The following is a 15,122-nucleotide window of genomic DNA, read 5'->3' as shown; positions in this document are numbered from 1 at the left end:
GTAATTGGCCAGCTTGTATGCCTGCATTTGCAGGTAGTCTTTCACATCCAGATACTCCAGCCCCTCCAGACCCTCAAAGGACAGGTCCAGAATGCTGTCGTTCTCCGCGTAGTTGTGGACGAAATCCTCCCAGTACACGTCAGCCAAAAGATTCAGCACCATCTTGGGGTCTGTATGGTACAACGCCGCCCGGGGGGAGCAGGAGACCCGGTATTCTGTGGATATCTTCAGGTCGGACTCCTGGGTCACATCCAGTTTTTCCGCGTCCAGGGGCGTAGACAACGCCAGCAGCCCGGAAAGCTGGTCTACTGAGATTTGCAGCTGCCCCCGCTGGATGACCTGCTCCAGAACATGGTCGGAAAGGATATTGGACTCGTTGAACCGGGTAACGTTTGGGTTTTGTCCCCGGGCAGCCTCCTCATAGTTAAACACCATCATCATGTCCGGCGACCAGCAGCCTGCCGCCGTCTGCGCTGAAAAGTATATTGCCACAAACAACGCCCCACAGACCGCCAGCTTTCGCCAGGCTCCTTTTGCCCGGCCCAATGTCCCCCGCAGCCCAAGAACAGGCAGCTTGGATTTAATCTGAAAAAAGCGCCAGCCCAGAACCATGTAGGCTATTACCACACACAGGATCAGGGCGGGGCCAACCATTCCTACCAATAACATTCCGCTATCGCTCCTTTTATTTGGGTTATGAGAGGTCCGTGTCCTGCCGGCCGTTTATATCGATTACCGCCAGTTCGGGCCGGTTGTTGATCCGGGGGAACCCATTGTGGCCGCCCATGCCCCGGGAAACAAACACCGTGCTGTTGGCAAGCTGGTACATTCCCCCGCTGTATTTGGGGAAAAACCCGGTGTCCACATGATATAGCCCGCCAACCCCTGGAAGGCGCGCCTGCCCCCCATGATAATGGCCGCAAATGCCTAAATCTACCCTTGCGTCCGCCAGCGCGTCATAGTACAGACTGGGGTAATGGGAGATCAGCAGCTTAAAAGCCGGGCTTTTTTCATACTCCGCAAAGAAGGCCGCGCCGTATTCCTCATACCCTTCCGGGGCTGTGGTCAAGCCGCCGATCAAAAATGAGGTTTTATGGATGACCGCCTCCTCCGCCCGGTTGACCAGCACATGAACGCCCAGCTGGGAAAGCTGGCTCTCAAGGGGGACGCCCTGCTCATACATCAGATTGCTCTCGTGGTTGCCCGGGCTGTAATAGACCGGAGCAATCCCCACCAGTTTTTCGCAAAGGCTCAGCACCACATCCAAGCTGCCCTCGTCCGCGTTCACCATGTCTCCGGCAATGGCGATGATATCCGGCTCCAACACCTGAATCTGTTCTACCAGTTCCGCGTTTTCCGGGCCGAATTCCCGGTTATGCAGGTCTGACAGAACCACCGTCCGCACCGTTTCTCCCGCCGCAATTTTGGGCGAATACACATGGTAGAAGGTCGCCTCCAATTCCTCGGAGAAGAGTGCGCCGCCCCCCAAGAGCAGGCCCGCGGCCAGCGCTGCCAGAAAAACAGCCAGCCGCCCCGCCGGAGGTATCCGGCGGGGCCTGGCGTGGCTGGCCTGCTGTTTCTCTTTCCTTCTCATCTTTCCAGCCTCCTTGCTGTTTTTAGCCGCATATTATAGCCCCTCTCTGCGAAAAACCACCCTGGCTGTCTGAAAAATCAGTTTCCAGTCCAGCAGCCAGCTCTGCTCCCGTATGTAGCGCAAGTCCAATTCCACCCAGGCGTCAAAAGTCAGGCTGTTACGGGCGGGGTTTACCCGCCAGATGCAGGTGAGCCCTGGCGTAACCGTCAGCCGCTGCCATTGATATAGCGTGTACTGGGCAACCTCCCGGGGCAATGGGGGGCGCGGGCCAACAATGGACATATCCCCCTTGAGGATGTTCACCAGCTGGGGCAGCTCATCCAGCCCAGTGGCGCGCAGAAAACGCCCCAAACGGGTGATTCTGGGGTCGCCCCGGATTATAAACACGGGGCCCGTCATTTGGTTATAGGGCAGCAATTTTTCCAGGTGGCTCTCCGCATCCACACACATGGTCCGGAATTTATACAGGCGGAACTTTTTCCCGCCCCGGCCGCAGCGCAGCTGCGAAAGGATCGGCGGCCCGTGGGGGTCGTCGACCACCACGGCCAGGGCAATCAGAACCATCAATGGGGAGAGCAGTACCAAAGCCAATGCGGACAGCGCCATATCCTGGGCCCTTTTCACCCACAAATAAACCCGTCTTTGCCAGCCTCGTGAAATACGGCGGGCAGACAGGCTCATTCCATACTCAATGCCCAAAGCCCTCTCCAAATCTTTAATCTCCATTGCGTCCACATCCCGTTTCGTATCCAGCGGCAAAACGTTTCTGTTTCTTCTGTACCTCGCTTAAAAATCTGTCGTGCAGCTCCGCCTCGCCCTGTTTTCGGGCTCTGACGGCTTCTTCAAAGTCGCAATAGCTGCCCAGATAGTAGCGTTTGCCCTTGAAGCAGATTGTCGCCCTCCATTTTCCCTTTGCGGCCCACCAGTCCACGCCCGGCACGCCGCTGGTATTGTTCTTCCGGGCTATTTTGGCGGCGCGAAGCATATCCGGCTGGTGCCGTCCACATAGACCGGCCCCCTTTCCATGCAGCCGCAGCTTTTGGTATGGCCGCTGCGCAGTTGGGTTGTTTTCACGATGGCCTGGCGGCCGCAGTCGCAGAGGCAGCGCCAGGCGGTGCGTTCGCCAATGTTCTCCGCTGGCCCCAGCACGGTCAGCTTGCCATAACGATGGCCTGTCAGGTCTAGCTTTTGCCTGGAATGACTCATTGTCAACCCTCGCTTTCTGTAACAAACTCTACCTTTTAATATGTAAGGACATTGCTGCGGGAGGAGGAAATTATTTGACAAATAGGAGGCATATATCATAAAATGGGGTTGCAATTTCATCCATTTTGTTTTAAAATAATAAGTAGAGTGAGAACTATCAAAAAGTAGACCTTTTGAAGGGAGCCCAGGCCACCGGGACGGGGGGAGCAGGAACGCCCCAGTTTGGCGGGCGATTTGACGTTGCGTTACGAAAGGTGCGAGGTCATTTATAGAGATATCTGTCCGCCAGTGGTTTTCTCCGCACCTGCCGCTGGTATTTCACCAGGGCTTCGACCTGGCTGTCCCCCGTTTTTGCGCTGTATGACCCGCACTTTCAAAACTTCAGGGGCGGGACTGCAACGCCCGAAACCCTTGGTTTATCTCGCTTTTGTGCTGGCCGGTATATACTTTGGTCAAGACGGAGGCGTACCCGGGGACAGCGGAAAATCGGGCAACAAGAGGGTATCCAGAGGCATAAACAGGGATGATGGGGCCGTCTATGGGAGAGCAGCCCTTCCGTTTTTAGAAAAAAAGTCCAGGAGGCGTCAAAACTCTCCTGGACTTTTCATGATTCTACCGTTTGGCCGGATATGGTTATGTGGTTTGGAAACAAGGCTCCTGCAAAGGGCGCTGCCCTTGGGAGCTTTGTTCATTTCCGTCCTTTTCATCCGCAATAGCGTTCAGCCGGCCGCCGCTTCTCCTGCTGTCAGGACAACTGGCGTGGGGGCTGCAAGAGGCAGGGGGCTACCCCCACCGGGGGGAACTGCTCCTTCCCCCTGTCAGGCGTGGGTGTTCAGCAGCAAAATGGGCTCGGTTTTCAGGCTTCTGTTTACCAGGGCCAGGGCCAGAGCCCCCACCAGCCCTGTCAACACCAGGGAAGCCCCCAGGCAGACCCACCAGGGCACCGGCGCCTGCAGCCGGTCGGCTTGGTTGCCGGCCACGTCCCACATGGCCCAGGGGCTGTATTTGGCGCTGAAATCATAAATGCCCCCCAGCCCCCAGTCCATCGACTGGGCCGCAGGCTCCTCTTCCTCCTGCTGAACCTGTGCGGCCGCTGCCTCAGCCTGGTTCAGCATAACGCCTGCGGCTGTGCTGCCCAGCAGCGCCGCGCACAGGGTGACTGTCATGACCCCTGCCAGCAGCGACGCCCGGCATTGGCGGTTTGACAGCCCCAGGCTGCGCTCCATGGCGGTCCGCTTCTTTTCCAGCACAATGAAGAAGTACATCAGCAGGGCCACAATCGCCGCCGCTGCCAGAAGCCCCACCAAAAACAGCAGAAACGCTGTCTGCTGGGCCTCCCGCAGGCTGTCCATGGCCCGGCTGTAGCCCATATCGTCAAACTCCAGTACCACCCGGGCGGCAACCTCGGGGATGGCGGCGTTCATCTTCTCTACAAAGCTGCCGGCAGCGCCGTTGGGAATCTGGAAGCTGGCATTGCCCCTATTCATGGGGCCGTAGTAAATCACATGCTCTTCGTCAGAGGCCTGCACCGACTGGGCGGGGATGATGAACATGTCCCCATAGGCCAGCTCTTCCGTCCCATATCTGGGCTCGAAAACGCCTATCACTTCGTACTCCTCCTCCCAGAAGGGCTGCAAAATCTGGCCCTCGCTGTCCAGCAGGCTGGTCCCCTGGGGAAGCTGGAAGCCGGTCCAGCCCATGACCCGGTAGCTGTTCTGGCTATAGCCGTACATGCTGGCCAGCAGCGAGAGCTTGACGGTTTTGCCCTCCCACAGCAGGTTTCTCTGGGCCATGTCCTTGCCCACAAGACAGACCTTGGCCCCGCTGGCAAACTCCTCCTCTGTGATCATTCTCCCCCGTATTTTTATGCTGTTCTGGCGCACACAGGGCATCAGGCTGCCGCTGGAAGCAGCGAGCACCGGGTGGATATAGTCCTGCATCCGGGTTTCCTCCACCAGGGTTAGCCATAAGCTGCCGGGCTGGCCGGGCTGGTAAAAGTCATCGCCGGTCACCTCTGTCAGATTGCCGGCCCCCGCCTGCCGCAGAGCCTCAGGGGCCTCCCTTGGGGTGAAGTAGAGAATCTCGCTGGCCCAGTGGCCAAATTGACTGCCGTCATCCACATGGTAGAGATCAGAGGTAACGCCATAAAGGGACCCAACATAGCGCTTGCCCTTCTCCAGGGGTTGGGCGTCCCCCGACTGGTCGAGGAAAAATTCGTCCCCCAGGGCCAGATGCGCCTGGTAGCCCCAGTAGAACCAGTCAGCGGAGGAGGTCAGCTCCTTACTTTGCCCGCCCGCCAGGTCCCGGGTGACCACCGCTTTGTCAGGGGTCTCCCCATCGCCGCTCTCAAGCACCTCAAACTCCACCACATTCAGGTTGAACAACGCCGAGGCTTCTCTCACCCGCAGAGGGTTCAGGCCGGGCATGTAAGAGAGCATATAGGGCCGGCTCTCCGGCGGAAGGATGTAGTCCGCGCCCTCAAATTCCAGGTCCTCGGGGCGGACAATCTCCCCATACTGGGGCACCCCGTTCTCCACCGTCTCATAGGGCTGACGGATGGTGGCAATGGTGGTGTAGTAGTTGCCCAGGGCCTCCATGCGGCGGCTGTTCTGGTAGTAGAGCCCTGCGCCGAACACCAGCAGCGCAGTGGCTGCCAGCATGAGCAGAAAAAACAGCAGCGTTTTGCCCGGCCTGCGGAAAAGCTGCTTGAAGCTGTTGCGTATGGTCATTTTCTCCCCCTCCTATTCTTTGGACGCGGTCAGCAGGACAATGGCGTCGAACCGCAGCAAAAGCCACAGGCCCAGCAGGTCCCCGGCCAGGGCGCACAGCAGAAACGCCCCGCAGATCGACGCCGAGGCCCCTGCGGGCAGGCGCGCCAGCCCGATCATCACCGGCAGGCAGAGCAGGCAGCCGGCCAGCTCCGCCGCCAACGCCGCCAGCAGCTGGGCGGCCCCGACCAGCCCTTTGGGCCGGCCCAGAGAGCAGGCAATGGCCATATCGCGCCTTGCCCCCCGCAGCACCAGAAAAATCGCCAGGGTCACCAGGCAGACCACTGCCAGGAAAAAGGGGAGCAGAAAGCTGGTGAACTGCCGCACCGTCTCCGCCAGCTTTTCGGCGGTTTTGATAAAGTTTTCGTCCTCCATCAGAATGCTCCTGCCCTCGCTCAGGTTCGCAACCCGCTCCGTCTCCGGGGTCAGATAGAAGGGTTGATAAAAGCCATAGTCCCCCACCACGGCCTTGAACTCGTTGAGCTTCATGGAGTCAGCCAGATAGCCCTTGAAGGAGGTGTAGGCAAAGGGCTCGCTGGAGCTCTGCTCTACCTGGGCCCGGAACCAGCCCACCGGGACATACATGTCTACCAACCGCTCTGTGGCCGCGCTGGCCGAGAAGGTTCCCGCCACAGTCAGGGTCATGTCGCTGATATATAATTGCACAGGGGACCGGTAAGAGTTATATTTGGTCTCGCACACCGGCATGGTGAAGCTGTCCCCCGGCGCAAGCCCCATGCGCCGGGCATAGTCCTCACTAACAATACACAGACCCTCCTCCCCTTCCAGCAGAGAGATGTCCCGGCCCTGGGCCAGCGAAAAGAAGTCCGTCTTCTGAATCCCAGTGGCCTCCCAGCGGTTTACAGCCAGAATGGTGGTGTCGTTCTCATAAAAGGCGTCGTGAAAGGGATCGGCGGGCCGGTTCTCCTCCACAAAAATCCCCACCCCCTGGCTGGTGGTAAACACCTCACGCATCCAGGGCAAAAGCACATCGTGGCGGGCATAGCTGACGTTCAGGTTGTCCAGCTGGTCCCCCTCACAGTTGCTGACATACACCTCCGCCGGGGTGCTTTGGTTTATGGTATCCAGGGCCCGCTGGCTGCTGATGATGCTGCCCATGTAAAAGGCGATGCACCCGCACAGCAGCGCGGAGACCGCCAGCAGCAGAAGGCTGCGGCCCCTGCCCCGCAGCAGCTGATAGCCCGCGTCCTTGATTACGAACATTTCGTCTCCTCCTCCAAGCGTCCGTCCTTCATCCGGTAGATCACATCCGCCTGGGCGGCAATGTCCAGGTCGTGGGTGACCACAATGACGCAGTAGTTCTCCTCCTTCACCAGCCGTTTCAGCAGGTCAATCACCAGCCGGCCGTTCTCCGTGTCCAGATTGCCTGTGGGCTCGTCGGCCAGAATCACCTTGGCGCTGGACGCCAGAGCCCGGGCAATGGCCACCCGCTGCTGCTGCCCGCCCGAGAGCATGGCAGGCAGCTTTCTGGGGTCCACGTCAGAGAGGCTCACCGCGGCCAGCAGCTCCTTGGCCCGGGCCCGGGCCTGGGCGGCGGGCGTCTTCATGATCTCCATGGGATACATGACGTTTTCCAGCAGGTTCAGGGCCGGGAACAGGTTGAAAGCCTGGTAAATGACCGTGACATTCTCCCGCCGGTGGCGCTCGCTGCCGGTCTCCTCCACAGGGACGCCCCCGGCCAGCACCTGGCCGCCGGTGGGCTGGCCCAGCCCCGCCAGCATAGAGAGCAGGGTGGTTTTGCCGCTGCCGGACTGGCCCACAATGGCATAGAATTTTCCTGCCTCAAAGCCGCAGCTCACCTCTGTCAGGGCCTGGACCTTTTGGTACTTGCTTTGGTAGACATAGCTCACATTTTCTGCTGACAGCACGTTCATTCATGTCACCCCATTGTTTTTTCAGATTCCCCACACCCGCCCGGGTCTGCGGCTTTCGTCGTTTTGTTAGCTTCTCCACAGTCCGTCCCCGGGCAAGTCCGGCAGATTTCCATTTATCTCATTCTATCACCTCTTTTATGCTTTCGCAATACAACAAGACCGCCTATCTTTCGCTGTCGATTTCTGGCAATTTCATCAAATCCAAAGAAAATACATTTTTTTAAATATGCAACCATTTCTCATTTTTGGGAGTGCTTATTCAGTAGGGAGCCTTTGCCCACTGTCAGAAACAAAAGCGGACCGCTCTGCCACAGGGGCAGGCGGTCCGCTTTTTTACGCTTTTCTATTTTCGCATCACAGCCAGAATCTGCTTATTTGGCCTCAAAATAGGCCTTAAAGGCCTGGTAGGCGCTGAACAGGTCCACCTTTGAGATGACCTCGAAGGGGGAGTGCATGGAGAGCACCGGCACGCCGATGTCGATAACATCCGCGTTCAGCCGGGCCACATCATAGGCCACGGTGCCGCCGCCGCCCTGATCGACCTTGCCCAGCTCGCCAATCTGCCACAGCACCCCGGCCTCGTCCAGAATGCGCCGCACCCAGCCCAGGAACTCGGCGGAGGCGTCGTTGCTGCCGCCCTTGCCCCGGCTGCCGGTGTATTTGGCAATGCCCACGCCCCGGTTCAGGTAGGTGGAGTTGCCAGGCTCAAAGGCGGAGATATAGGTGGGGTCCAGCGCAGCGGTCACGTCGGCGGAGAGGCAGCTGGACTTGCTCCACACATGCTGAGGCTCCAGGCCCTCGGCCCGGGCCAGGTCGCTGACAAAGTAGTTCAGATACTCCGAGCACAGGCCTGTGTTGCCCACGCTGCCAATCTCCTCCTTGTCCGCCAGCACCACCAGAGAGGTCTTCTCCGGGGCCTCGCAGTCAAACAGGGCCTGCAGGGCAGGGTAAGCGCACACCCGGTCGTCATGACCATAGGCGCCCACCATGCTCCGGTCAAAGCCAATGTCTGCGGCCTTGAAGGCAGGCACAAGCTCCAGCTCGGCAGAGATCAGGTCGCTCTCCACAATGCCGTACTGCTCGTTGAGGAGCTTCATAATGTTCAGCTTATACAGCTGCTCCCCCTCCACGTCCAGGGGCAGACTGCCCACCAGCACGTTCAGGTCCTCGCCGGTAAAGGCCTCGCCCAGCTTCTTGACGCTCTGGTCCTTGCCCAGGTGGGGCAGAATGTCGGTGATGCAGAACTGGGGGTCGCCGGCGCTCTCGCCAATGTTGACGGTGAGCTCGCTGCCGTCCTTGCGCACAATCTTGCCGTGAAGGGACAGGGGGATTGCCGCCCACTGATACTTTTTGATGCCGCCATAGTAGTGGGTCTTCAACAGGCAGAGCTCGCTGCTCTCATACAGGGGGATGGGCTTCAGGTCCACCCGGGGGCTGTCGATATGAGCGGCGGCAATGCGCACGCCCTGGGCCGCGCCCTGCTTGCCGATGACAGCCAGGCACATGGCCTTGCCCCGGTTGTTGTAGTACACCTTGTCGCCAGGGTTATATTTGGTGTTGGGGTCAAACTCCACAAAGCCGGCGGCCTTTGCGGCCTGCACCGACCAGTCCACGGCCTCCCGCTCGGTTTTGGAGGCGTCGATAAAGTCCTTATAGCCCTCGGCAAAGTCCATGGCCTTGGCAGCGCAGCCCAAAGCAGCGGCGCGGGCGGGCTTGGCCCGGTCCAGCAGCAGCTTTTCGGACAACTCCTTGAGGGCGTTGTTCTTTTCTTCCATTTGCACAACCTCATTTCTGAATATATTGACGGGAATGCTTGCTGTTTACTTAAGGTTTATTATACCCCTCCCAAAGGGAAAAGTCAAGCCGCCGGACCTATACCGGCGGCTTAGAACTTGTACCAACAGGAGCTTGCACCTGCCTTTTCGGCAGATTTCACGGTTGACTGTGTTGCAAAACCTTGACAATCGCCAGATTGCCTGCGGATTTGCGCCTCGTCAACAGTGAAATTTGCTCGAAAATCCAGGCGCAAATCCTATTGGTACAAGTTCTTACTTTCCAGCAGATTATGGGCTTTTAGCTCTCCATAATCTGCTTATACAGCTTAATGTACTCCCCAGCGGACTTGCTCCAGCTGTTGTCGCAGCTCATGGCCCGGTCTACCAGCACGCCCCAGCCCTCTTTGTCAGAGTTGTAGGCGTAGATGGCCCGGTGCAGGCTGTGCAGCATGTCGCCGGCGTTATAGGTCATAAAGGTGAAGCCGTTGCCCACCCCATCGCCGCTGTCGGTAATGGAGTCCTTCAGTCCGCCGGTCTCACGCACCACCGGAATGGCGCCGTAGCGCAGGGCGATCATCTGGGAGAGACCGCAGGGCTCGGACTTGCTGGGCATCAGGAAGATGTCCGCGCCAGCATAGATCTTTCGGGAGAGCTCGGGCACAAAGCCCAGGCACAGCACAAAACGGCCGGGGTACTTCTCCTGCATCCACTTGAAGTAGTTCTCATATTCCAGGTCGCCGCTGCCCAGAATGACGATTTGGGCGTTGGAGTACTCCATCACATTGTCCACAGCTTCCTTCACCAGGTCCAGGCCCTTGTGAGAGACCAGCCGGGTTACCATGCCGATTATCGGCACGTCCGGGTCCACCTCAATGCACAGACGCTCCTGCAGCTTCTGCTTGTTCACCGCCTTGTTGGACTTATCCGCCTGGGTGTAGTTGGCAAACAGGCTGGGGTCCGCCGCCGGGTCATAGTTCACGGTGTCGATGCCGTTGAGAATGCCCGACAGCTTCCAGGAACGCTCCCGGAGGATGGCGTCCAGCTTATGGGAGAACCAGGGGTCCAGAATCTCCTGGGCATAGGTGGGGCTGACCGTGGACACCCAGTTGGCGCACTCAATGGCGCCCTTCATCAGGTTTACATCCTTGTTGAACTCCAGCAGCTGGCTCTCATAGGCGGGAATGCCGAACACGTCCTCCAGAATATCCTTGCCATACTGGCCCTGATACTGGATGTTGTGGATGGTGAACAGGGTTTTGATGCCCGCGTACCACTCGTTGTTGGCATAGAACAGCCGGTAGTAAACCGGCACCAGGGCGGTCTGCCAGTCGTTGGCGTGAATGACGTCGGGCTTGTAGTCAATGTAGGGCAGCATCTCCAAAATGGCCCGGGAGAAGAAGGCAAACCGCTCCGCGTCGTCAAAATGGCCGTACAGACTGCCGCGCTTGAAATAGTACTGGTTATCAATGAGATAATAGGTGACGCTGCCAATCTTGGCCTCAAAAATGCCGCAATACTGCCGCCGCCAGGCCACCGGCACCGAAATGCTGGTGATAAACTTCATTTTGTCCCGCAGCTCCTGGGGGGCGTTGTCATACAGGGGCACCACCACCCGGCAGCCCACCATGCGGGCGCGCAGGGCCTGGGGCAGAGAGCCGGCCACATCGGCCAGGCCTCCTGTGGCGGAAAAAGGCAGAGCTTCGCTGGCACAGTACAAAATCTTCATGGTCGAATTTCCTTTCTGCCTGAAATGTATAGAAGGTGGAGGGCTGTTTTACACCTTGCTGCCCTTGCCCACATAGACCGGGTAGCTCTGATAGCCGGACATGGTGCGGTTCATGTCGAACTCCACGTTTTTGTCCGCCACCACATAGTCCAGCCGGGTGCCCTCGCCCACCACGCAGTCCTGCATGATGACGCAGTTCTTCAGCTTTGCGCCCTTTTTCACCTTAACGCCCCGGAACAGCACGCAGTTCTCCACCTCGCCGTCAATCACGCAGCCGTCGGCCACAATGGAGTTGGTGACAGAGGAGCCCAGGCCGTATTTGGCGGGCATGTCGTCCCGGACCTTGGTATAAATGGGCCGGTCCACAGGGAACAGCTGGGTGCGGACCTTGGGGTCCATCAGGGCCATGTTGGCTTCAAAATAGTCCCGGAAGGAGGTGATGGTATAGGCCGCGCCTGCCGCCTCATAGCCATAGACCCGCAAATCCTTCAGGTTGCGCTGAATCAAATCCCTGTCAAAATCATAGAGATTGCGGCTCATGCAGTCGTCCACCAGCTCCATCAGCTTTTTGCGGCGCAGAATGCACTTGCCGAAGCCATAGTTGCAGTTGGCCTCGCTGCCCCGCTTAATGAGCATATCCCGCACAAAGCCCTCTGGGTCAACCGTATAGACCACATTCTTGTCTGTATCGGGGGAAGTGCCGTGGCGGTAAATCACGGTGACATCCGCGTTCTTTTCCGTGTGGAAGCGGAACACGTCCCGGTAGTCGATATTGGACACCGTGTCGCAGTTGGTGATGAGCACATACTCCTCTTTGGAGTTCTTCAAAAACCGGTGGATGGAGGCCAGGCTTGCCACCATGCCGCCTGTGCGGGAGGTGTCGGCCCCAAAGGGGGGCAGCAGATACAGGCCCTCCCGCTTGCGGGACAGGTTCCAGGACTTGCCGGAGCCCAGATGGTCCATCAGGGACTGATAGTTCTGCTCGGTGATTACGCCCACCTTGTTCACGCCGGAATTCACCAGGTTGGAGAGGGCAAAGTCCACCAGCCGGTAGCGCCCGCCATAGGGTATGGAGGCCATCACCCGGTTTTCTGTCAATTCTCTTACACGCTCCTCATGCACATAGGCAAAGAGGATGCCAATCACGTCGTTGCCGCGCATCATATTGACCAGCTCCCTTTCATTTGGGTTAATTTTTGGGGGTTACATCCTGTTTTTCAGGCCTTCAATTTTTCGCGGCCTCATCGGCGTCCAGCATCTCCTGGGGGGCGACGCTGCCGCCGGCAGGCACATGGCAGCCAGGGCCTACCACTGCCACGCCCCATTCGTCCTTGTTTTCCACATTCTCGGGCCGCTGGCCTACTGTGGCTCCCGCGCCAACCACGGCGTTCTCGGCCACAATGGCATACTGCACCCGGGCTCCCTCTTCAATGCGGGCGCCGGGCATGATGATGGAGGAGTGCACCTCCGCCCCAGGGGCCACATATACCCCGGCGAACAGAATGGAGAACTCCAGGTCGCCATACACGTTGCAGCCCTCGGCAATGGTAGAGTTCTGCACATGGGCGCCCTTGGCGATATAGTGGGGGGGCATCACCGGGTTGCGGCTGTAGATGCGCCAGTCGGGGTCTCCCAGGTCCAGGGGGACATTGGGGTCCAGCAGGTCCATGTTGGACTCCCACAGGCTGTCGATGGTGCCCACGTCCTTCCAGTAGCCGTCAAAGCGGTAGGCAAACATTCTCTCTCCCGCGTTGAGCATGGCGGGCAGCACGTTTTTGCCAAAGTCGTTGGAGCTCTTGGGGTCCTCCTCGTCCGCCAGCAGGAACTTTTTCAGCACGTCCCAGTTGAACACATAAATGCCCATGTTGGCCAGGTCGCTCTTGGGCTTTTTGGGCTTCTCGTCAAACTCGTAGATCGAGTCGTCCTCATTGGTGTTGAGAATGCCGAACCGGCTGGCCTCTGCCATGGGCACCTGCTGCACGGCAATGGTGCAGGCCGCGTCCTTCTCCTTGTGGAAGGCGATCATCTTGGCATAGTCCATCTTGTAGATGTGGTCGCCCCCCAGCACCAGCACATAGTCCGGGTTATAGCGCTCGATAAAGGGGATGTTCTGGGTGATGGCGTTGGCAGTGCCCTTGTACCAGTCCGTTTTCTTCCGCTTCTCATAGGGGGAGAGCACATGGACCCCCGCGTCCATGCTGTCCAGGTCCCAGGGCTGGCCCGAGCCGATGTACTCGTTGAGCTCCAGGGGCTGATACTGGGTCAGCACGCCTACGGTCTCAACACCGGAATTCACGCAGTTGGAAAGGGGAAAATCAATAATGCGGTATTTTCCCCCAAAGGGTACGGCAGGCTTGGCGATGTTTTTCGTCAGAACGCCCAGACGGCTGCCTTGGCCGCCCGCAAGCAGCATGGCTACGACCTCTTGTTTGGGTAACATGTTTCGTCCTCCTGAATATTTCGATTTTTGGCTTGCTATTGTTTCAAAGCGCCTTGGGGGCGGACAGTCCGCCTTTGCCCCCAAGCGCCTGTTCACAGGGTTTCAGGCCCAGCCGACGTGAGTAAACTCAGCCGGCCTTTTCTACTGCGGGCCGGGCGGCCGGTTTCTTGGCCTCCACTTTCACGGCGTCCTTGGGCGCGGCCTTTTTCGCGGGCTTCTCCTCGGGCTTTACGCACTCCAGGAAGAACACCGAGCAGCCCGGCAGGGTCAGGGAGATGCTCTGCCCGCAGCCGTGCATGGGCTCGTCGACGGTGCGGATGCTCTTGCCATTGGTGACGCCGCCGCCCCCAAAGGCCTCATCGTCTGAGGTGAACACCTCGGCCCAGGTACCCCAGAAGGGTACGCCGATGCAGTAGTCCTCCCGCTGGACAGGCACAAAGTTGCACACGCACACCAGCTCTCTGCCGTCCTTGGCCTTGCGCCGGAAGGCGATCACGCTCTGGGTATAGTCGTCGTTGGAAATCCACTCGAAGCCGCCCCAGTCAAAGTCAATCTCCCACAGCTCGGGCCGGCTGAGGTAGAAGCGGTTCACCGCCTTGAAGAAGTTCTGGGCGTCCTTATGCTCCTTATACTGCAAAAGGCCCCATTCCAGCTCCTTCTCAAAGTTCCACTCGTTCTTCTGGGCAAACTCGGTGCCCATAAATTGCAGCTTTTTGCCCGGGTGGCCCATCATATAGGTGACAAAGGCCCGCATCTGCGCCGCCTTCATCTGGTCGTCCCCAGGCATTTTATTGATCAGCGAGCCCTTGCCATACACCACCTCGTCGTGGGAGATGGGCAGAATGAAGTTCTCGGAGAAAGCGTAGAAAAAGGAGAAGGTGAGCGAGCTGTGGTTGCCGCTGCGGAACAGGGGGTCCATGGACATATACCGGAGCATGTCGTTCATCCAGCCCATGTTCCACTTGTAGTTAAAGCCCAGCCCCCCCATAAAGGTGGGCTTTGAGACCATGGGCCAGGCGGTGCTCTCCTCGGCGATCATCATGGGGTCTGTCACCTCGGAGAAAGCGGCCTCGTTAAGGGCCTGCAGAAAGGCAATGGCCTCCAAATTCTCCTTGCCCCCGTCCTTGTTGGGAATCCACTCCCCATCCCGGCGGTTGTAGTCCAGATACAGCATAGAGGCCACCGCGTCCACCCGCAGGCCGTCCATGTGGTACTCCTTGAGCCAGAACACGGCGCTGGAAATGAGGAAGCTCATCACCTCGGTGCGGCCAAAGTCGAACACCAGGGTGCCCCACTCCTTATGCTCCCCCTTGCGGGGGTCCTCATACTCATAGCAGGGGGTGCCGTCGAATTTAGCCAGCCCTGCCGCATCCTTGGGGAAGTGCCCGGGCACCCAGTCCATAATCACGCCAATGCCAGCCTGGTGGCAGCGGTCCACAAAGCGCATCAGGTCCGCGGGCTGGCCGTAGCGGGAGGTGGGGGCGAAATAGCCCATTACCTGGTAGCCCCAGGAGCCGTCGTAGGGGTACTCGGTCAAAGGCATGAACTCGATGTGGGTAAAGCCCATCTCCTTGACATAGGGGATCAGCTCGTCGCCCAGCTTGTCGTAGGAAAACACGCTGCCGTCGGCATACTTGCGCCAGGAGCCGGCATGCACCTCATATATGTTCACCGGGCGGGAATAATGCTGCTCCTGCTCCTTTTTCTTCTGCCAGGCG

Annotated in this window: 13 protein-coding genes; all 13 read right to left on the bottom strand. The window is 58.7% G+C overall.

Going from position 1 to position 15,122, the window contains the following annotated elements; genetic code table 11:
• Positions 1–669 (bottom strand): YveK family protein (locus ACTO5E_RS07145; protein ID WP_482302724.1); only part of this gene is annotated, 669 nt, incomplete at its 3' end.
• Positions 670–694: 25 nt separating this feature from the next.
• Positions 695–1,594 carry a metallophosphoesterase gene (locus ACTO5E_RS07140; protein ID WP_482302723.1) on the bottom strand — a complete coding sequence of 300 codons (900 nt, stop codon included), beginning with the start codon at positions 1,592–1,594 and terminating at the stop codon, positions 695–697.
• 33 nt (positions 1,595–1,627) lie between these two features.
• On the bottom strand, positions 1,628–2,320 hold the full coding sequence (locus ACTO5E_RS07135) for a sugar transferase (RefSeq protein ID WP_482302722.1): 693 nt from the start codon (positions 2,318–2,320) through the stop codon (positions 1,628–1,630).
• A complete protein-coding gene (locus ACTO5E_RS07130) occupies positions 2,310–2,579 on the bottom strand; it encodes a hypothetical protein (protein ID WP_482302721.1) in 270 nt (89 codons plus the stop codon). Before ACTO5E_RS07130 ends, ACTO5E_RS07135 begins: the two co-directional genes overlap by 11 nt.
• The gene (locus tag ACTO5E_RS07125; RefSeq protein WP_482302720.1) at positions 2,558–2,800 is read right to left on the bottom strand and encodes a hypothetical protein; all 243 of its coding nucleotides are present in this window, start codon (positions 2,798–2,800) and stop codon (positions 2,558–2,560) included. Before ACTO5E_RS07125 ends, ACTO5E_RS07130 begins: the two co-directional genes overlap by 22 nt.
• 818 nt (positions 2,801–3,618) lie before the next feature.
• Positions 3,619–5,529 (bottom strand): ABC transporter permease, encoded by a 1,911-nt coding sequence (locus tag ACTO5E_RS07120; protein ID WP_482302719.1) that lies wholly within the window; start codon positions 5,527–5,529, stop codon positions 3,619–3,621.
• Between the two features lie 12 nt (positions 5,530–5,541).
• Positions 5,542–6,792, bottom strand: coding sequence for an ABC transporter permease family protein (locus ACTO5E_RS07115; RefSeq protein ID WP_482302718.1), 1,251 nt, complete (start codon positions 6,790–6,792; stop codon positions 5,542–5,544).
• Complete coding sequence (locus ACTO5E_RS07110) at positions 6,783–7,463, bottom strand: ABC transporter ATP-binding protein (protein ID WP_482302717.1); 681 nt, start codon at positions 7,461–7,463, stop codon at positions 6,783–6,785. Before ACTO5E_RS07110 ends, ACTO5E_RS07115 begins: the two co-directional genes overlap by 10 nt.
• A gap of 371 nt (positions 7,464–7,834) precedes the next feature.
• Complete coding sequence (locus ACTO5E_RS07105; protein WP_482302716.1) at positions 7,835–9,238, bottom strand: aminopeptidase; 1,404 nt, start codon at positions 9,236–9,238, stop codon at positions 7,835–7,837.
• Between the two features lie 298 nt (positions 9,239–9,536).
• Positions 9,537–10,964, bottom strand: coding sequence for a glycogen synthase GlgA (gene glgA, locus ACTO5E_RS07100; protein WP_482302715.1), 1,428 nt, complete (start codon positions 10,962–10,964; stop codon positions 9,537–9,539).
• Between the two features lie 48 nt (positions 10,965–11,012).
• Entirely contained in the window at positions 11,013–12,128 is a 1,116-nt protein-coding gene (gene glgD, locus ACTO5E_RS07095) for a glucose-1-phosphate adenylyltransferase subunit GlgD (RefSeq protein WP_482302714.1), read from the bottom strand.
• 61 nt (positions 12,129–12,189) lie between these two features.
• Positions 12,190–13,404 (bottom strand): glucose-1-phosphate adenylyltransferase, encoded by a 1,215-nt coding sequence (locus ACTO5E_RS07090; protein WP_482302713.1) that lies wholly within the window; start codon positions 13,402–13,404, stop codon positions 12,190–12,192.
• A 127-nt stretch (positions 13,405–13,531) separates the two neighbouring features.
• Positions 13,532–15,122 (bottom strand): 1,4-alpha-glucan branching protein GlgB (gene glgB / locus ACTO5E_RS07085; RefSeq protein ID WP_482302712.1); only part of this gene is annotated, 1,591 nt, incomplete at its 5' end.

The sequence above is a fragment of the Acutalibacter sp. genome (assembly GCF_056800975.1).
Note: the sequence above shows the minus strand (reverse complement) of the source record. Positions and strands in the feature narration are given on the sequence as shown.